This window comes from Ruegeria sp. CDSA193 (assembly GCF_059611885.1).
Map to the genome: position 1 here is coordinate 259418 of NZ_JBXWPN010000006.1, position 24490 is coordinate 283907.

Here is a 24490-nt window from a genome sequence, read left to right on the forward strand (position 1 = left end):
ATTACCCCATGTCCGAGGAAGTAAAGAACAAGGCGGTCGAAGCCGAAACGCTGGTACAGGAAGTGACCGCCGTCGCCCTGCCCGACCCCACGGCGGAAATTGTCCTTCTGAAAGAGGCCGACGAGCCTGTAGGTGCTGAAATTCGTAAACGCATGGGCGAGATCGACATGGGGAACACGAATTCCATCGTGTCCTTCGGCTCGGGTGCGCAGGCCGAGTTGCAGGAAATCAGCCAGGCGATGCTGGCGGATGTACGCAACAAGGATGTCGGTCCGGCAGGTGACAGCCTGCGTAATATCGTGACCACGATCCGTGGTTTCTCGGTCAGCGAACTCGACGTGCGGCGCGAGCGTAGCTGGTGGGAAAAACTGTTGGGCAAGGCCGCCCCGTTCGCCAAGTTCACCGCCCAATACGAACAGGTTCAAGGCCAGATCGACCGGATCACGGATGACTTGCTTTCGCATGAACATACGCTGTTGAAGGACATCAAGTCCCTGGACATCCTGTATGAAAAAACCTTGGGCTTTTATGATGAGCTGGCGCTTTACATCGCGGCCGGCGAAGAGAAGCTGACCGAGCTGGACAGTCAGGACATTCCTCAGAAAGAGGCCGAGGTTCAGGCCGCGCCTGAAGAGGATCAGGTGATGAAAGCGCAGGAGTTGCGCGATCTGCGCGCTGCCCGCGATGATCTGGCACGCCGGGTGCATGATCTGAAGCTGACGCGACAGGTCACCATGCAGTCGCTGCCCTCGATCCGTCTGGTTCAGGAAAATGACAAATCCCTGGTGACCAAGATCAACTCGACCCTAGTGAACACCGTGCCGCTCTGGGAAACCCAGCTGGCACAAGCCGTCACCATTCAGCGCAGCGCCGAGGCCGCCGCCGCCGTGCGCGATGCGAATGACCTAACCAACGACCTTCTGACCGCGAATGCCGCCAACCTGCGCGAGTCGAACAAGGTGATCCGTCAGGAAATGGAGCGCGGTGTCTTTGATATCGAGGCCGTAAAACAGGCCAATGCCGATCTGATCGGAACCATCAATGAAAGCCTGGAGATTGCGGATGAAGGCAAGGCCAAACGCGCCGCTGCCGAGCAAGAGCTGCAGAAGATGGAAACCGAACTGCGCGACACTTTGGCCGCAGCCAAAGCGCGCAAGGACGGTATCGGTGACAACGCCGGAACAGCTGTTCCGGGCTGATGGTGGATTGAAGGTGCGGTCACAGGGATATCTGAAGCCCGTATTGGGTCTGGTCGCATTGCTGGCGCTGGCCAACTGCGACGAGGCCCTGACGTCTTCGGTTGCCCCTCAACCGCGCCCCGTAGCCCCCCCAGCGCCTGCCCCTAATGCCTATGTACCTCCATCTGCGGCCAGTCAGGATCTGGCGCGGTTCTATCAGCGGGTAGAACGTGACCTGCTGACGCGTGGTATGCTGCGCAGCGATGGCGGCGGGCCGGACACTCCCTATGATGCCAGCGATCTGGAGCGCAATTTCGAGGCGATTGCCTTTTTCAACGAGTATCCAGATCACGCCGTCACCGCGACCACATATTCGACCGAGGGCCAGCTTAGCCGATGGTCCACCCCCATCCGTGTTCAGACAGAATTCGCACCGTCTGTGTCCCCCGAAATGCGGGCAAAGGATGCCGAACAGGTCGAGATCTTTACCGCGCGGCTGTCCAAAGTGACCGGTCATCCGATGTCTGTCGTTACCCGCAAGGCAAATTTCCATGTCTTTTTCGCGGGAAAGGATGACAGTGCATACGTGGTCTCCCGCCTGAAACAGCTTGTACCTGGCATCGATCAGCCATTGCTTGACCTGGTTGCAAACCCGCGTTCAAATATTGACTGTTTTGTCATCGCGTCTCCGACCAACCGGTCCCTGCACCGATTTGTTCGGGCGGTGGTGCTGATCCGTGCTGAATTGCCTGATATGCTGCGGCGCAGTTGCATCCACGAAGAAATGGCGCAGGGGCTGGGACTCTCCAATGACAGCAACGCTGCGCGACCATCCATCTTTAATGATGACGATGAATTTGCGCTGCTGACCAGCCATGACGAGAAATTACTGACAATGCTCTATGACCCGCGTCTTGAGCCTGGCGTGGCTGTCGAAGACGCGCGTCCCGTGGTGCGGATCATTGCGCGCGAACTGATGGGCCAGCAGCTGTGAGCCCAAGATAAGGAGACCCCAAATGGGTATTTTCGATTTTCTGACCGGCGAGTTCATCGACGTCATCCACTGGGTCGACGACACCCGCGATACGATGGTCTGGCGGTTCGAACGCGAGGGCCATGCGATCAAATACGGCGCCAAACTGACCGTGCGCGAAGGCCAGGCGGCCGTTTTCGTGCATGAGGGGCAGCTGGCGGATGTTTTCACCCCCGGTCTCTATATGCTTGAGACCAACAATATGCCGATCCTGACGACACTGCAGCATTGGGACCATGGCTTTCAGTCTCCGTTCAAATCCGAGATTTATTTCGTCAACACGACTCGCTTCAATGACCTGAAATGGGGCACCAAGAATCCGATCATGCTGCGCGATCCGGAATTCGGACCGACCCGCATTCGCGCTTTCGGTACTTATACAACCCGGGTCAAAGACCCAGCAAAATTCATGATCGAAATCGTCGGCACCGATGGTGAGTTCACGATGGATGAGATCAGCTTTCAGGTGCGCAATATCATCGTTCAGGAATTCAGCCGGGTCATCGCAGGATCAGGCATTCCAGTTCTGGACATGGCCGCCAATACCGCCGATCTGGGCAAGTTGATCGCGGCAGAAGTGACCCCGGTCTTGGACGGGTACGGGCTGGAGATGCCTGAATTTTATATCGAGAACATCTCACTGCCACCCGCAGTTGAAGCGGCGCTGGACAAGCGGACATCGATGGGGCTGGCTGGTGATCTGGGTAAATTCACCCAGTATTCAGCCGCTGAGGCGATGACAGCCGCGGCCAACAATCCCGGTCAGGGAGGTGGCATGGGCGCTGGCCTTGGCATGGGAATGGGCATGGCCATGGCACAGCAGATGTCGAACATGGCAGCGGGTCAGCCGAGCGGCCCGTGGGGCGGTTCCGCCCCCGCTGCCCAGCAACCTGCGGCGCATACGGCGCCTCCGCCGCCACCGCCAGTGGAACATGTCTGGCATATCGCCGTTGACGGGCAAACCAGCGGGCCATTTTCCAAGGCCAAGATGGGCCGCATGGCGACAGACGGAGAAATCACCCGTGACACCCATGTCTGGACCGCCGGTCAGGACGGATGGAAAAAGGCGGGTGAGGTACAGGAACTGGCGCAGTTGTTCACGATCTTGCCGCCGCCCCCGCCCGGAGCCTGAAGTGACGGAAAGCTTAGGCAGCAACGTTTAACGCGTATCCGCAACCTCTCTGAAAGAGCAAACGAATGTCTACTTTGGACCGCTACTCAAAGCCCCAAATTGTATTGCACTGGCTGATCGCTGTGATCATCATCGGCGAATGGATCAGCAGCGATGGCATGGGACGCGCCCTGCATGCCCGGCTAGAGGGCAACACGGTCTGGACAGAAGGGGCCACCCCTCATGTCTGGCTTGGCTGCATCGTCTTTACGCTGATCCTGGTCCGCATCCTTCTTCGGTGGCGACAGGGCGCGCCTACCCCGGTTGAGGAGAGCTCGGACCTGATGGCGACTGCAGCAAAGTTGGGACATCTCTTGCTTTATGCGCTGATGGTCGCGGTGCCAATCTTCGGCATGTTGGCCTGGTTCGGGGGTATCCACGTTGCTGGTGAGGTCCACGAAACCGTGGGCAATGCCCTGTTGTTCGTCGCATTAGGTCACGCTGCCTTTGCCATCTCGCATCATTTCATCAAACGGGACGGGGTGCTGAACCGGATGCGACTGTCCTCTGGCCGATAACGCAAATTCGAGGCTTCAATGGCCCCTACCGACCCTAACATTGTAGACGAATACCGCTTTCCCTGCGATCAATGCGGGGCGGATTATCGGTTCAATCCCGATGATGGTACGCTCACCTGTGACCATTGCGGTCACTCCGAGGCGATTGGCGCCGGACCGTGGGGCGGTGCCAGCCTGAAAGAGCTGGATTTCAACAGTGCGCTTTCGGATCAGCTGCCTGACGATGAGATCGAGGAAACGCGTGTTCTGACCTGCCCCAACTGTGCGGCTCAGGTTGAATTCGACCCGGCTACGCACGCAGCCGAATGCCCCTTTTGCGCAACCCCAGTAGTGACGGATACCGGCATCAGCCGTCACATCAAACCCCGCGGCGTGCTGCCCTTTGCGCTGGATGAACGCACTGCGCATAAAGCGATGGGAGACTGGCTGGGACGGTTATGGTTCGCCCCAAACGGGTTGAAGGATTATGCCCGCAAAGGGCGCAAGATGCAGGGTATCTATGTTCCATACTGGACCTTCGATGCGGATACGAAATCCACATATCGGGGCGAGCGCGGCATAGTTTACTATGAAACACGCAGTGTCATGCGCGATGGCAAGCGTGTACAGCAAAGGGTCGCCAAGGTGAGATGGTCCCCGAAATCGGGCCGGGTCGCACGGTTCTTTGATGACGTTCTGGTTTTGGCATCCCAGTCTTTGCCCAAGAAGTACACCGACGCGCTGGAACCCTGGGATTTACCCGCGTTGGAACCGTATCAGCCTGAGTACCTCGCCGGTTTTCGGGCCGAGGCCTATACGGTCGAACTGAATGACGGCTACACCGAAGCGCGCGCACATATGTCCCGCGTGATCGAACGGGATGTACGCTTTGATATTGGTGGCGATCGGCAGCGCGTTCATGCGGTTGAGACCGATGTGCGGGATGTGACCTTCAAGCATGTCCTATTACCGATCTGGATGGCCGCCTACAAATATCGGGGGCAGACCTACAGGTTTGTGGTCAACGGCCGCACCGGGCGCGTTCAGGGTGAACGTCCCTGGTCAGCGCTCAAAATCTCGGTCGCCGTGTGCCTTGGCCTGCTGGTGGCAGCCGGTGTTGGCTATCTGGTGGCAACCGGTCAACAGTGACCCTGCCGACCGCATCAGCCCTTGAACATCCGCCGGTCTGACATCATCCTGCGCCCTGTCAACGCCGATGGGGAGGCCTGTGTGACACTATCCGCTCTGAACAATCTACTGGATCAACGGCATTCCTGCCGCGCCTTCCTTTCTGACCCGGTGCCAAAGGATCAGATTAATCAGATCCTGACCAGCGCAGCCCGCGTTCCAAGCTGGTGCAATGCGCAGCCCTGGAACGTGACCATCACCAGCGGGCCAGAGACCGATAAGCTTCGGAAGGCACTGCAGGATGAGGTAATCGCGGACACGCCATCCCCGGACCTGCCCTTTCCTGCCTCCTATTCGGGCATCTACCAGGAACGACGCCGTGAATGCGGCTGGGCCCTTTACGAAGCCGTTGGCGTTGAACGCGGAGATCGCGCCGGGTCCACCCGGCAGATGATGGAGAATTTCGCCCTTTTCGGAGCGCCCCATTGTGCAATCATATCCAGCCCAACGGAACTCGGCGCTTATGGCGCCATGGATTGTGGTGGCTTTGTTACGGCCTTCACCCTGGCGGCGCAGGCTCTGGGCATAGCGACAATTCCGCAGGCCGCAGTGGCCAGCTATGGCCCTTTTCTGCATCGATATTTCAACATCCCGGATGACCGTCTGATCCTATGTGCGATCTCTTTCGGCTTTGCAGACAAAGACCACCCGGCCAACGGGTTTAGAACCAGTCGCGCCGCGCCCGACGCGTTTGTCGAGTGGGTCGACTGACCATCAAATGGAGGAACCAAATGCGTGCGCTGTTGCAGAGGGTCTCGCTGGCAAAAGTCTCGGTCGAGGGTACGGTGATCGGACAAACCGGTCCGGGCCTGCTGATACTGGTTTGCGCGATGCAAGGAGACGACGAACAAAAGGCCGAACAGCTTGCTGCCAAGGTCTCAAAGCTGCGGATATTCAAGGATGAGGCCGACAAGATGAACAGGTCGGTTCTGGATATGGGCGGCTCGGCCCTAGTAATCAGCCAGTTCACACTTGCCGCTGATACCTCGCGCGGGAACCGCCCGGGGTTTTCTGAAGCCGCACCGCCAGAGGTTGGAAAACGCTTGTATGAGGTTTTCGCGCATCGGCTAAGTGGTCTTGGCGTCCCTGTCGAAACCGGCCAGTTCGGGGCGGATATGGCCGTGGAACTGGTCAATGACGGACCGGTCACGATCTGGGTCGAAAGCTGATGGAGCAAAGGCAAAAGGCAACCCGAATATGGCAGGCCGGGGTTGACGCGGTTGGTGGATATGCGGCGACGTTATCCGCCTTGAACGATGTAGAGCAGCCCAACCAAATTCTGGCTGTCGGCAAAGCTGCGGCGGCGATGACCCGCGCAACGCTGGACCATTTCGGCCCCCTCCCCGCTTTGGTTGTCACCAAGGATGGCCACGGGGACGCCCTGCCTGACCATGTCAGGGTGATCGAGGCCTCTCATCCCGTTCCTGATATCCGCAGTCTGCAAGCGGGCCGCGCACTGCGTGAGATGGTCCAGTCGATGGGATCATCTTCGCATTTGCTGCTGCTGGCTTCGGGCGGGGCCTCGTCTTTGGCCGAGGACCTTGTACCCGGCAAAACGCTGGCGAATCTGGAGCAGTTAAACCGAAAACTGCTGTCGGAAGGGTTGAATATCTCTGAAATGAACGCCGAACGGCGCAAACTGTCCCAAATCAAAGGGTCTGGCCTGTTGGCCCAGTTCAAAGGAGCGAAGGCGACTGTACTGGCGATTTCCGATGTGCCCGGCGATGACCTGAACGTTATCGGATCGGGCATTGGCGCACTTCCTGAGCCGCGCGATTTTCAGGGAGTTGCTCGCATCGTTGCATCGAACAAGCATGCCCGTGCTGCCGCCGTCCGACAGGCCATGGCCGAGGGCGCACCCGTTTTAGCGAATGAGGAATGCCTGCACGATGACCTGAAAAGCATAGCAGCCCGTTTGGGGCCACAGCTGCGCAATATGCCCGAAGGCGTCATGGTTTTCGGTGGAGAGCCAACTGTCGTGCTGCCCAGAAATCCAGGCAAGGGTGGGCGCAATCAGGCCCTCGCTTTAGCGTTGGCCAGAGAAATCGCGGGTATTGCTGGGCTGACGCTGCTTGTCGGGGGCACCGACGGCACCGACGGGCCGACCCAGGCCGCGGGGGCGATTGTTGACGGGACCACCTGGGGCGATGGTGCGGAAAAGGCGCTGCGGGATGCTGACAGCGGCAGCTATCTGGAACGCGTAAATGCTCTTTTCGTCACCGGACCGACCGGTACCAACGTAATGGACCTTATTGTCGCAATCCGAAGCTGATTTGACGATTTTCACCTGCACCAAAACCTTTTTGGCCCCGAGACTGACCGAATGAATCCAGCCGACAATTCGCTACTCGACATCGAAGACCTGCCAGATATCGGCATTCGCATGCCGGATGGGTGCCGGCTTTCAGCCCGGATATGGAAGCCGGCGAATGCAGAAAGCCACCCTGTACCTGCCATTCTGGAGTTCCTGCCCTATCGCAAACGCGACGGCACTGCGACACGAGACGCCCTGACCCATCCATGGTTTGCCAAGCGCGGCTACGCCTGCATCCGCGTGGACATGCGCGGCAATGGTGACAGCGAAGGGCTGATGGAGGATGAGTATACCCAGCAGGAACTGGACGATGCAGTTGCAACTATCGAGTGGCTGGCGCAGCAACCGTGGTGCTCTGGTTCTGTAGGAATGATGGGGATCAGTTGGGGCGGTTTCAATTCATTGCAGGTGGCGGCACTACAGCCAGAGGCGCTGAAGGCGATTATCACGCTGTGCTCGACCGCCGACCGGTATGCGGACGACATCCACTACAAGGGTGGCTGCCTGCTGAACGAAAATCTCGGCTGGGGCGCGACCATGTGGTCTTATTCATCGCGCGCTCCCGATCCGGCCCTGCGTCCGAACTGGCGCGAGCTGTGGCTGGACCGCCTTGAGAACGAGCCCTTTCTGCCCTCTGTCTGGTTGCGCCATCAGACTCGGGATGCCTATTGGCGTCACGGGTCAGTCTGCGAGGATTTCAGCGCTATCCGGGCGGCGACTTTGGCTGTTGGCGGCTGGGGTGATGCCTATAAGAATACGGTGCCTTTATTGGTTGAACAGCTTGATTCTCCGGTCAAGGGGATCGTCGGACCTTGGGTTCACAAGTATCCGCATTTTGCTGTTCCGGAGCCCCGAATCGGATTTCTGCAAGAAGCCCTGCGTTGGTGGGACCATTGGTTGAAAGGCCAGGATACTGGCGTCGACCAGGAACCCGACTATCGCGCCTATCTTATGGATGGGGTACGCCCCCAGCGCTGGTACAAGGAACGGCCCGGTTGCTGGATAACCGAGGATAAAGGCGCGACCTCGCATCTTCCTATTCAAACTCTGAATATCTCTAATGCTGGGCTGGACCAACCCGGACCCCTGGACACGTGCATCCGATCCCCCCAGACCTGCGGGATGGAAGGCGGAGAATACTGCGCCATCTGGTTGGGGCCGGATATGCCGGGCGATCAGCGTGTGGATGATGCATTTTCGGCCTGTTTCGACAGCGCCCCACTGGCCAATGATTTGAACATCGTGGGCGCGCCGCAAATATGCCTGCACATCAGTGCCGACCGTCCCTATGCCCAGATGGCCGTGCGCTTGAATCACGTCCATCCCGATGGGGCAACAACACGCATAACATACGGTGTCCTTAACCTGTGCCATCGCGATACCCATTCGCAACCGACCGAATTGGTCCCTGGCAAGGTTTACGAGGTCACGCTGGATCTGGACCATATCGCTTATCGGGTGCCAAAGGGACACCACTTGCGGATTGCGGTATCCAGCGCCTATTGGCCGCTGATCTGGCCTTCGCCCGAGTCTGCAGAACTGCATCTGACCGAGGGCCAAATCAAGCTGCCCATCCGTCACGCGGCGAGCGAGGCATATGTATTCCCTCCCCCGGATGCCGAGGCCGCACACGACATCACGACTGTCCGAGACAGCCGGAACTCTCGACAGGTCGAAACTGACATGAACTCGGGGGAAACTCATCTGATTATAGAAGATGACTTTGGCCTTGTTACAAACAACCACCACGGCCTGACACATGGCGGAACAGCCTTTGAACGTTGGTCGATTCGCCCTGATGACCCGTTATCTGCGCGCGGATATTGCCATTGGACACAAGAGATAATCCGTGACGGCACAGATCTGCGTACAGAAACATCTTGCGAAATGTGGTCAGACGCCGGAAACTTCTACCTCTGTGCTGAACTCAAGGCATTTGAAAACGGCAGTTTGGTATTTTCAAAGACTAAGGAGGATACCGTACCGCGTAATCATATGTGAAATTCAAGCAGGTCTGAGCCGGACTTTTTTCTTGCTCGACCAACCGAATTGCGCCTAACTTGACTGGCGCGTCAATAAAAAAACCCGTCAGGGGCTGACGAGATAAATCACTGGGAGATATCTGAATGAACGAACAAATCACTCACATGGCCAAGCAGGTTACAGCTGGCAAGCTGACCCGCCGCGAATTTATGGGGAAAGCTGCAGCACTTGGTGTGTCTGCTGCGATGGCCAGCACAATGTTTGCCGATGCTGCACGCGCGGCTGGCCCGAAAAAGGGCGGTGATCTGAAATTTGGCCTGCAGGGCGGGGAATCCACCAACTCGCTTGACCCGGCCACCTATGCCAGCTCGGTTCCGTTCCAGAACGGCAAGCAGTTCGGCGACCAACTGGTCGAGGTTGCGCCCGATGGATCGATCGAACCGCGCCTTGCAGAAAGCGTCGAAGGCAGCGCGGATGCCAGGGTCTGGACCTTCAAACTGCGTCAGGGCGTGGAATTCCACAACGGCAAGACCATGACCAGCGAAGACGTGCTGAAAACCATGGAGCGTCACTCGAACGAGGATTCCCAATCCGGTGCTCTGGGAATCATGCGCGGCATCGAATCGATGAAGGCTGATGGCGACAATTTCCAGGTTACGCTGAATGAACCAAATGCCGACCTGCCCTATCTGATGGCAGACTATCATCTGATCATCCAGCCGGATGGCGGCATGGAAAATCCTGGCGCAGGGGTTGGCACCGGCCCTTACCAAGTGGAAGTCAACGAACCCGGCGTCCGCCACGTGTTCAAAAAGTTCGCCAACCACTGGAGCGATTACGGCAATTTCGACAGCGTCGAAGTGGTTGTTATCAATGACGCTACCGCCCGGACCGCCGCGCTGCAATCCGGTCAGGTCCACGCGATCAACCGGGTTGAGCCCAAGATTGCTGATCTGCTGGGTCGCGCACCGAACCTGACTGTGCATTCAACCGCAGGCCGTGGCCACTATGTGTTTATCATGCATTGCGACACGGCACCGTTTGATAACAATGAACTGCGTTTGGCCCTGAAACACGCGATTAACCGTCAGGATCTGGTCGACAAGGTTCTGCGTGGCTATGGCTCGATTGGGAATGACATGCCGATCAACGCGGCCTACCCGCTGTTTGACGGTTCGATCCCGCAGCGTGAATTCAGCATCGAAAAAGCAGCTGAGCATTACAAGAAGTCGGGTCATGACGGCTCACCAATCATTCTGCAGGTCGCTGATGGCGCCTTCCCTGGTGCGGTGGACGCGGCCGCCCTGTTCCAGCAGACCGCGGCTCAGGCTGGTATCCCGCTGGAAATCAAGCGTGAACCCAACGATGGTTACTGGTCCGAGGTTTGGAACGTACAGCCGTTCTGCGCCTCGTACTGGGGTGGCCGTCCGGTGCAGGACCAGATGTATTCGACCGCGTATCTGTCGACCGCAGACTGGAACGACACGCGGTTCAAGGTTCCGGCCTTTGACGAGATGCTGTTTGCAGCCCGCGCCGAGCTGGACAATGACAAGCGCAAAGACATCTACAAACAGATGGGCATGATGGTCCGCGACGAAGGCGGCGTAATCTGCCCGATGTTCAATGATTTCGTCGAAGGTGTCAGCAATCAGCTGGAAGGTTGGGAAAGCGACCCGACCCAAGAGATGATGAACGGCAACATGTCCCGCAAGATGTGGTTCTCCTGATAAGGACCACGGATCATGCATCCTATCATCAAATTGGTTTCCCAGCGCCTTGCGCTGGGACTCCTATTGCTGTTTGGCGCTTCGGCCCTGATTTTTGGCCTGACCGAAGCCCTGCCCGGAGACGCCGCGCAAGCCGTCCTGGGACAGTCCGCAACTCCTGAGGCTCTTGCTAACTTACGTGAGGAAATGGGGCTGAACCGCCCTGCCCTGACCCGATACGCCGAATGGCTGGGCGGGATCGTTCAAGGCGATCTGGGCCAATCGATGACCAACAAACTGGATATCGCTGAAAGCATCGGCAAGCGCCTGGGCAACACGCTGTTCCTGGCTTGTGCCGCCGCCGTCGTCTCCGTACCACTCGCTATCTTCCTTGGCTTGTTGGCCGTCCGCTATCGCAACCGTATGCCGGACAAATTGATCTCGGCTGTGACCTTGACCACGGTTTCGATCCCCGAATTCCTGATCGGCTACGTGATTATCTATTTCGTTTCCGTAAAACTGGGCTGGTTTTCCTCGCTTGCGATGATCAACGATTCGATGTCCTTCGGTGAAAAGCTCTATGCAATCGCCTTGCCGGCCTTTGTGCTGACGCTGGTGGTATTGGCACAGATGATGCGGATGACCCGCGCCGCAATCCTAAACCTGATGCAGTCGGCCTATATCGAAACGGCTGAGCTGAAAGGTTTGTCCAGTTTTCAGGTCATCGCGCGACATGCCTTCCCCAACGCGATTTCGCCCATTGTCAACGTTGTTATGCTGAACCTGGCCTATCTGGTCGTGGGCGTCGTCGTGGTCGAAGTGGTGTTCGTTTACCCTGGCATGGGGCAATATCTTGTGGACTCGGTGACCAAGCGTGACGTGCCTGTGGTTCTGGCCTGCGGCGTTGTCTTCGCTGCGGTCTATATCGGGCTGAACATGGTTGCCGATATCGTGTCCATCCTTGCCAATCCAAGACTGAGGCACCCGAAATGATGAAGAATCTTCCTATTTCGGCCATGATCGGTCTGTTTTTCACCGGGCTGTACTTTTTCGTGGCGCTCGCGGCACCCCTGATCGCTCCTTACGGCATGGCTGAGGTGGTCGGTGATGTCTGGGAACCGTCCAGTGCCAAACACCTGTTGGGTACGGACAATATCGGGCGCGATCTGCTAACTCGCATGATCTATGGCGGGCGCACGACCATCTTTATCGCTGCTGCTGCCACAATCCTCAGCTTTGCCACCGGCACCACGCTGGGCTTGCTGGCCGCTGTTCTTGGTGGCTGGGCCGATCAGGTCCTCAGCCGAGCGGTTGACCTGGTCATGTCGATCCCGACACTGATCCTGGCGCTGGTCATTCTGGCGATTGTCCCGGTGACTGTCCCGATCCTGATCCTGGTGATGGGCCTGCTGGATGCCACACGCCCCTATCGCCTGTCGCGATCAGTCGCTGTGGATATCAATGTGATGGACTATGTTGAGGCTGCCAAGCTGCGCGGTGAGGGTCGTATCTGGATCATCTTCCGGGAAATCCTGCCCAATGCTCTGTCGCCTCTGGTGGCCGAGTTCGGATTGCGGTTCATCTTTATGGTTCTGTTTATCTCGACCCTCTCGTTCCTGGGTCTGGGCGTCCAACCGCCGCTGGCGGATTGGGGTGGAATCGTGAAGGAAAACAAAGACGGTATCGTCTATGGCATCGGCGCGGCGCTATATCCGGCTGTTGCCATCGCGACCCTCGCCATCTCGGTCAACCTTGTTGCTGACTGGGTCCTGAACCGTACCACATCGCTGAAAGGAGGCCGGGGATGAGTGATACCCTTCTCAAGGTCCGCGACCTCAAAATCGGCGCGACCGTCTATCCGCCGGGTGAAAAACCCCATGATATCGAAATCGTGCACGGGGTCAGCTTTGACCTTGAACGCGGCAAGGTGCTGGGTCTGATCGGTGAATCCGGGGCCGGTAAATCCACCATTGGTCTGGCCTCAATGGCCTATGGCCGTGGTGGTGTTGAACTCACCGGCGGAGAGGTTTGGGTTAACGGGCGCGATATCCTGAAAACCCCGCATAGCGATATCCGTAATCTGCGCGGAGGCGAAGTAGCATATGTTTCGCAATCCGCCGCAGCATCGTTCAACCCAGCCAAGAAGATCATGGATCAGGTGATCGAAGCCGCGGTGGAGCACAAGAAGTTTTCGCGTAAAGAGGCCGAAGCCCGCGCGCGGGAACTGTTCGCCAAGCTGGGGCTTCCCGATCCGGACAATATTGGTGATCGCTATCCGCACCAAGTTTCGGGTGGTCAGCTACAGCGGTGTATGACAGCGCTGGCGCTTTGTCCTGAGCCTGATCTGGTCGTGTTCGACGAACCGACAACTGCCCTGGATGTAACCACCCAGATTGATGTTCTGATGGCCATTAAGGAAGCCATTCGTGATACCGGCGTTGCCGCGCTCTATATCACCCACGATCTGGCAGTCGTTGCGCAAGTCAGCGACGACATCATGGTTCTGCGCATGGGTAACACGGTCGAGTACGGCAACACCGATCAGATCATCAACAACCCGCAGGAAGAGTATACCAAGGCGCTGGTCTCGGTCCGCTCCATCGAACATGAAGAAAAGAAGCCAACATCCGAACCAGTGCTGACAGTTGACGGGATCACTGCGCGCTATAAGGGGCTGAATTTCGACGTGCTGCACAACGTCAATGTCGAGCTCCATCCGGGCCAAACATTAGCGGTTGTGGGCGAATCCGGTTCTGGCAAGTCCACGCTGGCACGGGTGATCACCGGGCTGCTTCCACCGCGCGATGGCGAGATCAATTTCGCCGGACGCAAGCTCAGTGGCGATCTGAAGGGCCGCAGCCGTGAAGACCTGCGTGAGTTGCAGATGATTTATCAGATGGCAGACGTGGCGATGAACCCGCGTCAGACCGTCGGCACTATCATCGGGCGCCCGCTGGAGTTCTACTTCGGTATGCGCGGCGCGGAAAAACGCAAGCGGATCGTGGAACTGCTGGATGAGATCGAGCTGGGCGAAAAATACATGGACCGCTATCCGGCGGAACTGTCTGGCGGCCAGAAACAGCGTGTTTGCATTGCGCGTTCATTGGCGGCCAAGCCCAAGATGATCATCTGTGACGAGGTCACCTCGGCGCTGGATCCGCTAGTTGCGGATGGTATCCTCAAACTGCTGCTGGACCTGCAAAAGATCGAGGATGTGGCCTATCTGTTCATCACCCACGATCTGGCAACAGTGCGCGCGATCAGCGACAGTATTGCGGTGATGTATCAGGGCCGAGTCGTCCGCTACGGCCCCAAGTCGCAGGTGCTGAGCCCACCGTTTGACGACTATACCGACCTACTGCTCAGCTCTGTCCCCGAAATGCATCTGGGCTGGCTGGAAGAGGTCGTCGCCCACCGCAAAATGGAAAGCGCCGGGAACTGATCCCGGCCCTTCCTGTAAGTTTATGAAATCCCGGCGCCATTCGATCAAGGTGTCGGGATTTTGCCATTTGGGGCGGGATCAGGCAGCCAGACCGCACCGAATCTTTTAGGGTCGGCTGAAGCAATCTGAAAAAGGGTCAGAGCATGGACCGCAAACTTCTCCTCATCATTCTGGACGGTGTTCCATGGCGCAATTTCCGTCGTTTGTTCGGCAATCTGGAAGGCTGGGTCGACACCGGCGAGGCGCGCGTTTGGAAGAAGCGCGCTGTGCTGCCGTCAATCTCGGCAAGCTGCTATGCCTCGATCCATACCGGTGTTACACCGCAGGAGCATGGCTGTACCGGCAATGGCAACGTGTTCCGCCTGAGTCAGAAGGACATCTTCAGCCAAGTGCGCGAAGCCGGCGGCGTGACTGGGGCTGTGGCCCACAGCTTCTGGTCGCAATTTTTTAATCGCCATCCATTCGACTATGTCCGCGATGTTGAATACGACGAGCCCAACAGCAAAACGATCAATCATGGTCGGTTCCACACGATGACAGGCTATGGCAAAGCCAACCAGATGACGCCCTGTGACGTCGATCTGTTCGCGACGCTGACAAATCTCTGCCTACGCCATGGCTTGGACTATGGATTGCTGCATACCAGCACTTTGGACAGCATGGGTCACAGATTCTTTCATGAATGTGAAGAGATGGACCATGCCTGTTTCGTGATGGACGAAATGCTGGCCCCGTTTATCCCGCGCTGGCGGCAGTTGGGTTACGACGTCATCGTCACCGCAGATCACGGCCAGGACGATCGTGGCCATCACGGTGGGCGTGGCGCATTGCAGCAGGAAACCGCGCTGTATTACTTCGGTGACGCCGAAGGCCCCGATGCGGACGCTGTGATCGACCAGCTACAACTGGCGCCCACGATTCTGGGCCGTTTGGGTGCCCCGGTTGCCGAAACCATGAAGGGTCAGCCCTTCTTGAAGTAGGGAATCAGTCGTAGGGCCAGATCTGCTGGCCCAACGCCTCTATCGCCACCGAGATCCTCTCGAAGCTGTCCGCCGCACGTTTGACCATGGTGCGCGCCCGCAGATAGCCGTGCACAAGGCCGGGTTCATTGATGCAATGAGCCTGCCCACCTGCAGCCCTGATCTGCTCGCAATAGATCGCACCATCATCACGTAAGGGATCACAATCTGCAGTTACCACCACGGTTGGGGGCAGCCCCGAGAAATCCGTGTCATGCAATGGAGCGAATGTCGGGTCGTTTTCCGGCACATCTCCACCACAGCGCATCTTCTCGTAAAAACTTACATCCTCCAGCGTCAGCAAAGGCGCATGGGCATGTTCCTTATAGGAACCACGGGATGAATCTCCGCCCAAGCCTGGATAGATGAGGACCTGACCAAGAAGATTGTCGAACTGCATCCGTCCGTGCTGTGAAACTGCGGCGGCCAGATTTCCACCCGCGCTGTCGCCCGCCAGAACGAAAGGGTCTTGGAACTCTTGCACCGCCCAGTTGGTTGCAGCCCAGCTATCGTGAAACTGGGCAGGATGAATATGTTCGGGGCTCAGGCGGTAATCCACGGCAATCACCCGATACCCAGTTTGTGCACAAAGTTCGGCACAGACATCGTCGTGACTGTCCAGCCCGCCGACGACAAACCCGCCGCCGTGGAAATAGATCACCGTCCGGCTTGGATTGCCTGCGGTGTAAATGCGAACAGGCACGCCATCGGCGCGCCTGTCTTCTGTTTCAACACCCATTGGGCGAGGTTGGCGAAAATCCTTGCACATTACGTCATAGACGCCGCGCTGATCTTCGATCGACAATTCGACCGCGTCATCAGGATAGCTTTCAGCCGTTCGTCTTATGAACGCCCAGGTTTCTTCATCGATCAGACGTTCATAGTCCATAGCCCCTCCGCGATCAGGCAGCCCACTCCCATGGCCGGGTGAACGATCCCAGCACTTTGCTGACATCGTCGTCCGAGGAACCGTTGGCGTCAAGCTGCGCGACAAGTCCGCGCTTTTTATCATCCAGAACCGAAACCACACGCGCAGCAACGCCTGCGTCTTCAAGCGCACCATTGTAGATGCGTGTGATCGCCTGCTTACGTAGCTCGGGCTTAAAGACTTTGCCCACTGCCGTCTTGGGCAGTTCGTCCAGAATGGTCATGTGCTTAGGTTGCGCGGCACGCTCGTGAACGTGAACTCTGCAGTATTCCATCAGCTCCTGCTCTGTCACACTGGCCCCAGAGACCAGTTCGACAAAGGCACAGGGCACTTCACCCGCATGGGCGTCTGGTTGACCGATCGCACCGGCAAATGCCACGGCTTCATGCCCCAACAGCGCCTCTTCGATCTCGGCCGGGTCGATATTGTGCCCGCCGCGAATGATCAAATCCTTGGCACGACCGGTGATCCACAAATAGCCATCATCGTCAAACCGGCCCAAATCACCGGTGCGCAGATATTTGTCATAGTGGAACAGGCCCACGTTCTTTTCGACCTCTGTATACGTGTTGCCCGCAAATACGCCGGGGTTCGAGATACAGATCTCACCAATCTGATCAGTTCCACATTCGGTCGGACCGTCGGGCCCATCCTGCAGGATTTTCACATCCGTATAAGGGAACGGAACGCCAATCGAACCGATCTTCTTTTCGCCATCCACCGGGTTGCACGACACAAGGCAGGTGGCTTCGGTTAGGCCATAGCCTTCGACTATAGTGACGCCGGTGGCCTCTTCAAAGCGACGGAACAGTTCAACCGGCAAAGGAGCCGAGCCTGAGAAGGCCGTTTTCACTGACGAGATATCAGCGTCGACAGGGCGCTGCATTTTGGCAGAGATCGCTGTCGGAACCGTGATGATAAAGCTGACTTTCCAACGCTCAATCAGTTTCCAGAAATTGTCGAAAACGCCATCCCCGCGATATCCTTGAGGCGTCGGGAAGACCACATGCGCACCCGAACTCACCGCAGCCATGACGATCACATGCACAGCAAAGACGTGGAACATGGGCAGTGGGCACATGACCACATCGTTTTCGTCGAACAACAAGGTGCCACCACACCAGCCATTATAGATCAGGCCGGAATATTTGTGTTGTGCAACCTTGGGCATGCCGGTTGTACCACCAGTATGGAAATAGCACGCAACACGGTCTGATTTACTGTCTTCGAATGTCAGCGTCTTGGGCTGTTTCGCCAGCTCTTTGCTGAAATTCAAATAGTCCGCATGAGCCAATTTAGCCTTGTCGCCCATTTTGGGACGCACAAGGGGGACGATCCACGATTTCGGAGGCGTCAGATAGCGATTCAGGTCGATTTCCAGAATTGTGTTCACACCGGGCGCGTGGCGTACGGCCTCTTCCACCTTCTGTGCAACATCGGCTTTGGGAAATGACTTTAGCGTCACAACAACCTTGGCTTTCGTCTCGCGCAAAATTGCTGCGATTTGCTCGGGCTCCAACAACGGGTTGATCGGGTTCACGATCCCTGCGACGGCCCCTCCCATAAGGGTCACCAGAGTTTCGTTGCAGTTGGGCAGAACATAGGCCACCACATCGTTTTCACCGATACCCAGAGATCTGAAAAGATTGGCGGCCTGATTGACCTTACCCAGCAGATCAGACCACGTCAGTGTCTCGGCCTTATCGGTTGGGCCGGAAAACAGCTGAAAGCTAATGGCCTTGTGGTCGGGGAACTTGGCCGCCGTTCGAGAAAGTAACTGATGAAAGGTTACCGGTACGTCTCGATCCTCCCACGGCATTTCATTTTCTATTCTTGCCTTATCGTCTAATCCCGCGAATGCCATTAGTTCCTCCCTGTACTTTTACTGCGTCACGCGCAGGCTCTCATCTAGGATGAAAGTAAAACCCGCTCATGTGCAAGTAAGGGCTTAACGGCAGAACAACCCAGAATGTAGAATGACGCTGGGGCGCAAAACAAAATATCTCGCCATCAGGTTACTCTGCTGCAACACCATCGGTAAATTGCAACCGTGCCAAACGCGCGTACAGCCCATCCTGCGATACCAGATCGTCATGCGTTCCCTGCGCAACGATCTGCCCGTTCTCCAGGACGATGATGCGGTCGGCTTTTTTCACGGTTGCCAATCTGTGCGCAACAATCAGCGTCGTCCGCCCTGCACGCAACCTGTCGACAGCCCCTTGCACAGCGCGCTCGCTTTCAGCGTCCAATGCCGATGTCGCCTCATCCAACAACAGGATCGGAGCATCGCGCAGAATGGCGCGGGCGATGGCGATCCGCTGTTTTTGTCCCCCGGACAGCATGACGCCTCGCTCTCCTACAAAGCTGTCATAGCCTTCGGGCAGCGTCGAGATGAATTCGTGGGCCGCAGCTGCGCGGGCTGCGTCTTCAACCTCGGCATCCGTCGCATCGAGCCGCCCAAATCGGATATTTTCGCGCGCCGATGCTGCAAATATCGTGGGATCCTGAGGTACAAGTGCCATATGACGGCGGAAATTGGAACGATCCAAATCTCGCAGGTCAATACCATCCAAACAAACGCGTCCCGAGTCAGGATCATAGAATCGCTGAATCATCTGGATCACAGTTGTTTTTCCGGCCCCCGAGGGGCCGACAAATGCGACGGTTTCCCCGGGGTTGACTGTCAGCGACAGTTCATTCAACGCCACGACATCCGGACGCGCCGGGTAGCGGAAAGTCACATCGTCGAACTGAATCTCGCCGCGCACGGGCGCGGGGAAAACTTGCGCCTGGCCGGGATCGTTCACGGTGTCCTGAGCATTCAACAACTCGACCAACCGCTCGGTCGCACCGGCCGCACGCTGCAATTCGCTCCAGATTTCGGACAGGGCCGCGACCGAACCGGCCATGATGATCGAATAGATCACGAACTGGATCAGAACGCCCTCGGTCATGACACCGTTGCGGACATCATTCGCCCCCATCCACAACACGCCCACGATTCCGGAAAACACCAGGAATATAACGATGACGGTCAGGACGGCCCGGGTCTGAATTCGGCGCAGCGAGACAGTATAGGACGTTTCGGTCATCTCACCGAACTGATTTCGGCTGGCCTGCTCATGGGTAAAGGCCTGAACGGTTTGAACCGCGCTCAGCGCTTCACCGGCATTGCCTGATGAGGCTGCGATCCAGTCTTGGTTTTCTCGGCTAATAACCCGCAGGCGCCGCCCCAATACCAGTATCGGAACCACAACCAGCGGAATCAGCAGCAAGACCATCCCGGTCAGCTTGGCCGAGGTCAGCAGCATCAGCACAAGCCCGCCCAGAAACATCAACATATTGCGTAGAGCGATCGAGACTGACGAGCCCAGCACGGATTGAATCAGCGTGGTGTCGGTCGTGATCCGGCTCAGCACCTCACCCGTCATGATACGTTCATAGAATTCGGGGCTCATCCCGATGACGCGATCAAAAACGGCTTTGCGGATATCGGCGACAACGCGTTCGCCCAGGCGCGTAACAAGCGCATAGCGGATACCTGTTCCGACGGCCAGAATCGCGGCGATGCCCAGCGCCGCCAGAAAGTACCAATCCAGTAGCTCTCCGTCTTCGATCCGAAAGTTGTCGACCACACGGCGGACAGCCAAAGGCAATGTCAGCGTCATGCTGGCGGTCAGAACCAAGGCCAAAGAGGCCCCAATCATTTGCAATCGATAAGGCTTCATGAATGGCCAGAGCGAAGCCAAAACACTGATCTTCCTGGACCTGGCCCGTTCCTCAGCCGCACCGGGTGCGGGTTTTGCTGCTGGACTGGCTGAGACGGGTTTTGCCATGTCAGGCCCTTACTTCGTGTTCGAATTCCGGTATCCCGCTTCTTGGCGTCTACAACCCGCCGGGTCAAGCGGTGCAGCCGAATGGCCCAAACGAAAGGCTATTTGACGCAGATTTTTGGGGCTGATTTGGAGCGGGCGGCGGGAATCGAACCCGCTTCATCAGCTTGGAAGGCTGAGGTAATAGCCAGTATACGACGCCCGCTCAGCGGTGGTTGGTTTATGCCATGCCCAAGGTGTCGTCAAGCACAGTTCGCACGCGAATTTCAAAATCATATGACACCCGGGGACGGACCCCGGCGCATCGGTAATCCCGGGGTCGTTTCGGCAGCGCGCGGCTTATTCAACGCGCGGCATTCGCCCATTCGCAAGATTCAAGATCCGCCGAAATACGGATCATGGATGCCAGATTCTTACTGGAAGATTCGGCCAAGCCAATCAACTTCGCAGGATAGGTCGTTGCGGCGCTCAGCGCATCCTTCAGCGGGACACCGGCATTTTTAACAAGGATGCGAACAGCCGTCGTCAGATCCAGGTCAGCCCCTGCCAGCGTTCCATTTTCAAGCGTCAGGCGGCCATCCGTTCTGGTAATACGACGCCCTTCCAGTTTGAATTCCGTATCATCCGTTCCGGCAACGGCCATGGCATCGCTGACCAGAAATATCCGGGCTGGACCGGTTTTTGCCGCCCATGCCGCCCGCATGACCTCGGGGTGGACATGGACACCGTCGGCAATCAGACCCGCTGATAAACCCGCACTGGCCAACGCCGCGCCCACAAGGCCGGGCTCGCGATTCCCAAGCTGGCTCATGGCGTTGAACAGATGTGTGACACAGCGTGCACCAGCCGCAGCATAGCGTTGACAGGTCGCGAAATCCGCATCGCTATGGCCCAAGGACACCAGAATTCCGGCCTCAGCCAAAGAGGTAACCTGTCGCTCAGACACAGCTTCTGGCGCCACGGTGACCTTTAGGCAAGGCAATCGGCTGGCCGCGGCTATCAGGGTGGTCAGATCCTCTTCATCCATCGGGCGGATCAGCGCGGCGTCATGCGCCCCTTTTCGCGCCAACGAAAGATGCGGTCCCTCCAGATGCAGTCCAGCGACACCGGGAACACCGACATCCACAGCCTTGATCGCGGCCTCTATTGCCTGCTGGGTCTTGGCCGCAGTGTCGGTAATCAGGGTGGGCAAAAAGGATGCGACGCCAAGCTTTCTATGCGCTTGAGAAATGCGCTGGATAGTCTCGACAGAAGGATCATCGTTGAACATGACACTACCGCCGCCATTGACCTGTAGGTCCACAAATCCGGGGCAGAGAATATCACCGTTCAGATCGACCTGCTGCCCGGCGATTTTGGTTCCGTCTGCCGGGGTGATCTCGGACAAATTACCTTGGCGAAACACAACCGCCTGCCCCTCCAGCAGGTGTGTGCCGTCGAAATAGGCGCCGTTTCTGAATACAACCGTCTGAGAGGTCATACAGTTTCCGTAACTTTCTTAAGGTGACGCGGGGCATCAGGGTCAATTCCGCGATTGCAGGCGACCGATTCAACCATGCTGTAGAACGATGTGATGGTGCTGATGGGATCGGTCAGCCAATGGTCCGTTCTGACGACCGGCAGAGGCTGCGCCTGTTTCACCGCCGAGGTTGCGGCAAAAACGGTAGCCCCTTTTGCCGCCAACGCATCAGCCGCTTCTGCCGTTGTTTGTTCAGCGGCATCACCGGCGGCGAACACAATGGTAGGAAACCCTTCTTCAACGATTGAGACCGGCCCGTGCAGAACTTCGGCAGTCGAATAGCTCTCGGCGTGGATCTGGCAGGTCTCTTTGATTTTCAGCGCCGCTTCATTCGAGATCGCCAGCGATGGACCGCGACCCAAGGTAAACAGGGACCGGCCGGAAATTGCATTGGCGGCCGGGGTCCAGTCGCATTGGGCAGCCTTCCCAAGATACCCGGGCAGTGACCATATGGCCTGCTTCAGCTCTGCCTCATCCGCGATTTCCGCCAGCAACCACAGCCCCGCCACCAGAGACGTCACAAAGGTCTTAGTTGCTGCCACACTCAATTCCGGTCCAGCATGAAGAGGCAGGACGGCATCCGTGGCATCTGCAAGGTGGGATTCCGTATTGTTCGTAATGGCGACCGTCACGGCACCAGATCGTTTCAGCGCGCGCGTCATGCCAACGATGTCCGGGCTTTGTCCAGATTGCGACACCGATATGCTCAATGCACCCTGCGCCCGAAGCTCGGCACCATAGATCGAGTTGACCGAAGGCCCGACCGAGGCAACAGGAAGATTCAGCAACAGTTCGCATGCATATTTCAGATAGGTGCAGGCGTGATCCGAAGATCCTCGCGCCACCGAGACCAGAAAACGCGGGTCTGCGTCGCGCGCCAACTGGGCAGCGTGGCGGATATTGTCAGCCCCATTGCTTAGCAATCGGTCTACGGCATCAGGAATTTCCAGTATTTCCTGACGCATCTTAGAGAGTTCTACGGACATCTAGTTCCGTCCTTTCCGGTTACAACCGCAATTCAGCAACAAAATCATACGCATCGCCGCGATAAAGCGAGCGTGTCAGTTCGGCGACGCGTCCGTTTCTGAGAAAAGAAACACGTTCAATATTCAGCCCAGCGGCTCCCTCGGGAACATCAAGCAGTTCAGCCTCACGCGCGGCCAAATTCAGGGCCGAGATCTTCTGAACCGCCCGAACAGGACGGCGGCCCAGCCGATCCAAGACCTCGTACAGAGAGGTGGTCACTTCGATCGGGTTGGGCAAGATATCCAAAGGCAACGCCGCTTTTTCCAGCGCCAGCGGGCGGCCATCGGCTTCGCGCAATCGGTAGATACGAGAGATTTGCTCACCCTCGGACAAGCTCAAGGCGGCAATCTCTTCTTGGGTCGGCGCAAAGACCCCCCGCTCCAGCCATTTCGACGCGGTTTTCATTCCACGGCTGGACATGTCTTCGGTGAAGGATGTCAGATGCGTCAGCGATTGTTCGACCCGTGGCATGCGCTCGCGGATGAACGAGCCCGAGCCCTGACGCTGTTCGATCACGCCCTCCTGGACAAGCTCTTGAATCGCCTTTCGCACGGTGACGCGCGAAAGGTCCGTGATCTCGACAAGTTCTCTCTCGGAAGGAAGCGACGATTTGGGGGGCAGAACACCCGTATCAATGCCCTCCTGCAGCCTTCGCCGCAGTTGGACATATCTCGGCCCATTATCAGCGGTCAGCCAGGAATCCGAACGCAGAAAATCAGCAATGCTCATGTTCGACCTCCTTTGCCAAGGCGAGCGCCCCGTCGAGCGGTTCTCCTAACGGCGCGCGCAGGTCGGATTGCATGTTTTCGGGCAGATACGACGCGTATTGACCACCAATACCGCCCGTCAGGCACAGCGCGGTTCCCAGGTTCCACCCCAAATGCGTGGCGGTATCCGCCAGATAGGCAGCACCTGCCCGCATGATTTGTTGCGCAACCACGTCGTCATCTTGGGCAGCCATGGTCACTTTTGGTGCAATCGCACCAAACTGCGCAGGGTCTGCAGCCCCCGCAAAGCGAACGATCCCGGCAGGTCCGTCATGCTCGGACAGCAAAGTGGTCAAAAGGTCCGAACGGGCCTGCGTTCCATCAAACGCACGCAATGCCAAGGACAATGCCATCCTTCCAACCCACTGGGCCGAGGCTTCATCCCCCAAGACCGAGCCCCAGCCACCGGCAAAGCGCATGTCTCTACCAGTTTGTCTGGCCAGAAATGAGCCTGTACCACAATGGGCAATCAGCCCGTCCTGCGCACCCAGCGCCCCGCGCAAGGCTGCGGGACGATCATCCTCTATCCGGGCGTGCTTTAGACCAAGCGCATCCCTCAAACGAGTTGCGATCGCCTGATCCGTGACCCCAGCCAAACCAACAAAGGCAGGACTTGCCAACAAGCCCTCAACCCCGATGCCAAGCTTGCCAGACAGCCGGTCTAACCCCAGCTTTATCTGTGAAACGCCAGCCTGAAAATCAGTCGAGACGTTTGCAGCGCCAACTTCAACGCTGTGAGCGATTCCAGCAACTTCACAGGCCACACGACAGCGCGTTCCACCGCCATCAATGGCCAGCACAGCATTATTCAGGGACTCAGTCATGACAATACCAATACAATACCTATTTCGATTAGAAAAGCCTCGTTTTATGCTATTTTCGCCAA

Annotated in this window: 21 protein-coding genes and 1 tRNA gene; 14 read left to right on the top strand and 8 right to left on the bottom strand. The window is 57.4% G+C overall.

Going from position 1 to position 24490, the window contains the following annotated elements; genetic code table 11:
- The first annotated feature begins 8 nt into the window (after positions 1 to 8).
- The 14 genes from AC2FLG_RS13710 (at position 9) to AC2FLG_RS13775 (ending at position 15492) form a co-directional block, all read left to right on the top strand.
- Positions 9 to 1199 (top strand): toxic anion resistance protein, encoded by a 1191-nt coding sequence (locus tag AC2FLG_RS13710; RefSeq protein ID WP_496706626.1) that lies wholly within the window; start codon positions 9 to 11, stop codon positions 1197 to 1199.
- The gene (locus AC2FLG_RS13715) at positions 1168 to 2172 is read left to right on the top strand and encodes a DUF2927 domain-containing protein (protein ID WP_496706628.1); all 1005 of its coding nucleotides are present in this window, start codon (positions 1168 to 1170) and stop codon (positions 2170 to 2172) included. The genes AC2FLG_RS13710 and AC2FLG_RS13715 overlap by 32 nt, the downstream gene beginning before the upstream one ends.
- A 22-nt stretch (positions 2173 to 2194) precedes the next feature.
- Entirely contained in the window at positions 2195 to 3343 is a 1149-nt protein-coding gene (locus tag AC2FLG_RS13720) for an SPFH domain-containing protein (RefSeq protein ID WP_281994943.1), read from the top strand.
- 65 nt (positions 3344 to 3408) lie between these two features.
- Positions 3409 to 3900 (top strand): cytochrome b, encoded by a 492-nt coding sequence (locus AC2FLG_RS13725; RefSeq protein WP_496706629.1) that lies wholly within the window; start codon positions 3409 to 3411, stop codon positions 3898 to 3900.
- Positions 3901 to 3918: 18 nt separating this feature from the next.
- Entirely contained in the window at positions 3919 to 5028 is a 1110-nt protein-coding gene (locus tag AC2FLG_RS13730) for a TFIIB-type zinc finger domain-containing protein (RefSeq protein WP_142636713.1), read from the top strand.
- Between the two features lie 81 nt (positions 5029 to 5109).
- The gene (locus AC2FLG_RS13735) at positions 5110 to 5778 is read left to right on the top strand and encodes a nitroreductase (protein ID WP_142636711.1); all 669 of its coding nucleotides are present in this window, start codon (positions 5110 to 5112) and stop codon (positions 5776 to 5778) included.
- A 20-nt stretch (positions 5779 to 5798) separates the two neighbouring features.
- Entirely contained in the window at positions 5799 to 6236 is a 438-nt protein-coding gene (gene dtd / locus AC2FLG_RS13740) for a D-aminoacyl-tRNA deacylase (protein WP_496706631.1), read from the top strand.
- Positions 6236 to 7339: a glycerate kinase type-2 family protein gene (locus AC2FLG_RS13745; RefSeq protein WP_496706634.1), complete on the top strand. Its 1104-nt coding sequence runs from the start codon at positions 6236 to 6238 to the stop codon at positions 7337 to 7339. The genes dtd and AC2FLG_RS13745 overlap by 1 nt, the downstream gene beginning before the upstream one ends.
- 51 nt (positions 7340 to 7390) lie before the next feature.
- On the top strand, positions 7391 to 9382 hold the full coding sequence (locus tag AC2FLG_RS13750) for a CocE/NonD family hydrolase (protein WP_496706636.1): 1992 nt from the start codon (positions 7391 to 7393) through the stop codon (positions 9380 to 9382).
- A 125-nt stretch (positions 9383 to 9507) separates the two neighbouring features.
- Positions 9508 to 11091 carry an ABC transporter substrate-binding protein gene (locus AC2FLG_RS13755; RefSeq protein WP_496706638.1) on the top strand — a complete coding sequence of 528 codons (1584 nt, stop codon included), beginning with the start codon at positions 9508 to 9510 and terminating at the stop codon, positions 11089 to 11091.
- 15 nt (positions 11092 to 11106) lie between these two features.
- A complete protein-coding gene (locus AC2FLG_RS13760) occupies positions 11107 to 12063 on the top strand; it encodes an ABC transporter permease (RefSeq protein ID WP_142636701.1) in 957 nt (318 codons plus the stop codon).
- On the top strand, positions 12063 to 12878 hold the full coding sequence (locus tag AC2FLG_RS13765; protein WP_142636698.1) for an ABC transporter permease: 816 nt from the start codon (positions 12063 to 12065) through the stop codon (positions 12876 to 12878). The genes AC2FLG_RS13760 and AC2FLG_RS13765 overlap by 1 nt, the downstream gene beginning before the upstream one ends.
- A complete protein-coding gene (locus AC2FLG_RS13770; protein ID WP_496677699.1) occupies positions 12875 to 14512 on the top strand; it encodes an ABC transporter ATP-binding protein in 1638 nt (545 codons plus the stop codon). Before AC2FLG_RS13765 ends, AC2FLG_RS13770 begins: the two co-directional genes overlap by 4 nt.
- Before the next feature lie 143 nt (positions 14513 to 14655).
- Positions 14656 to 15492: an alkaline phosphatase family protein gene (locus tag AC2FLG_RS13775; RefSeq protein ID WP_496690969.1), complete on the top strand. Its 837-nt coding sequence runs from the start codon at positions 14656 to 14658 to the stop codon at positions 15490 to 15492.
- A gap of 4 nt (positions 15493 to 15496) precedes the next feature.
- Here the strand turns inward: AC2FLG_RS13775 and AC2FLG_RS13780 are convergent, their stop codons facing one another.
- The 8 genes from AC2FLG_RS13780 to AC2FLG_RS13815 form a co-directional block, all read right to left on the bottom strand.
- Positions 15497 to 16420 carry an alpha/beta hydrolase gene (locus AC2FLG_RS13780; protein WP_496706640.1) on the bottom strand — a complete coding sequence of 308 codons (924 nt, stop codon included), beginning with the start codon at positions 16418 to 16420 and terminating at the stop codon, positions 15497 to 15499.
- 13 nt (positions 16421 to 16433) lie between these two features.
- A complete protein-coding gene (locus AC2FLG_RS13785; protein WP_142636690.1) occupies positions 16434 to 18323 on the bottom strand; it encodes an acyl-CoA synthetase in 1890 nt (629 codons plus the stop codon).
- Between the two features lie 151 nt (positions 18324 to 18474).
- Complete coding sequence (locus tag AC2FLG_RS13790; RefSeq protein ID WP_496706641.1) at positions 18475 to 20295, bottom strand: ABC transporter transmembrane domain-containing protein; 1821 nt, start codon at positions 20293 to 20295, stop codon at positions 18475 to 18477.
- A gap of 127 nt (positions 20296 to 20422) precedes the next feature.
- Positions 20423 to 20497 (bottom strand) — tRNA-Gly (locus AC2FLG_RS13795).
- A 138-nt stretch (positions 20498 to 20635) separates the two neighbouring features.
- Positions 20636 to 21772: an N-acetylglucosamine-6-phosphate deacetylase gene (gene nagA / locus AC2FLG_RS13800; protein ID WP_496706643.1), complete on the bottom strand. Its 1137-nt coding sequence runs from the start codon at positions 21770 to 21772 to the stop codon at positions 20636 to 20638.
- Positions 21769 to 22797, bottom strand: coding sequence for an SIS domain-containing protein (locus tag AC2FLG_RS13805; RefSeq protein ID WP_281972699.1), 1029 nt, complete (start codon positions 22795 to 22797; stop codon positions 21769 to 21771). Before AC2FLG_RS13805 ends, nagA begins: the two co-directional genes overlap by 4 nt.
- Before the next feature lie 19 nt (positions 22798 to 22816).
- Positions 22817 to 23566 (bottom strand): GntR family transcriptional regulator, encoded by a 750-nt coding sequence (locus AC2FLG_RS13810; protein WP_281972698.1) that lies wholly within the window; start codon positions 23564 to 23566, stop codon positions 22817 to 22819.
- Positions 23553 to 24428: a glucosamine kinase nucleotide-binding domain-containing protein gene (locus tag AC2FLG_RS13815; RefSeq protein WP_496706646.1), complete on the bottom strand. Its 876-nt coding sequence runs from the start codon at positions 24426 to 24428 to the stop codon at positions 23553 to 23555. Before AC2FLG_RS13815 ends, AC2FLG_RS13810 begins: the two co-directional genes overlap by 14 nt.
- Positions 24429 to 24490 lie beyond the last annotated feature (62 nt).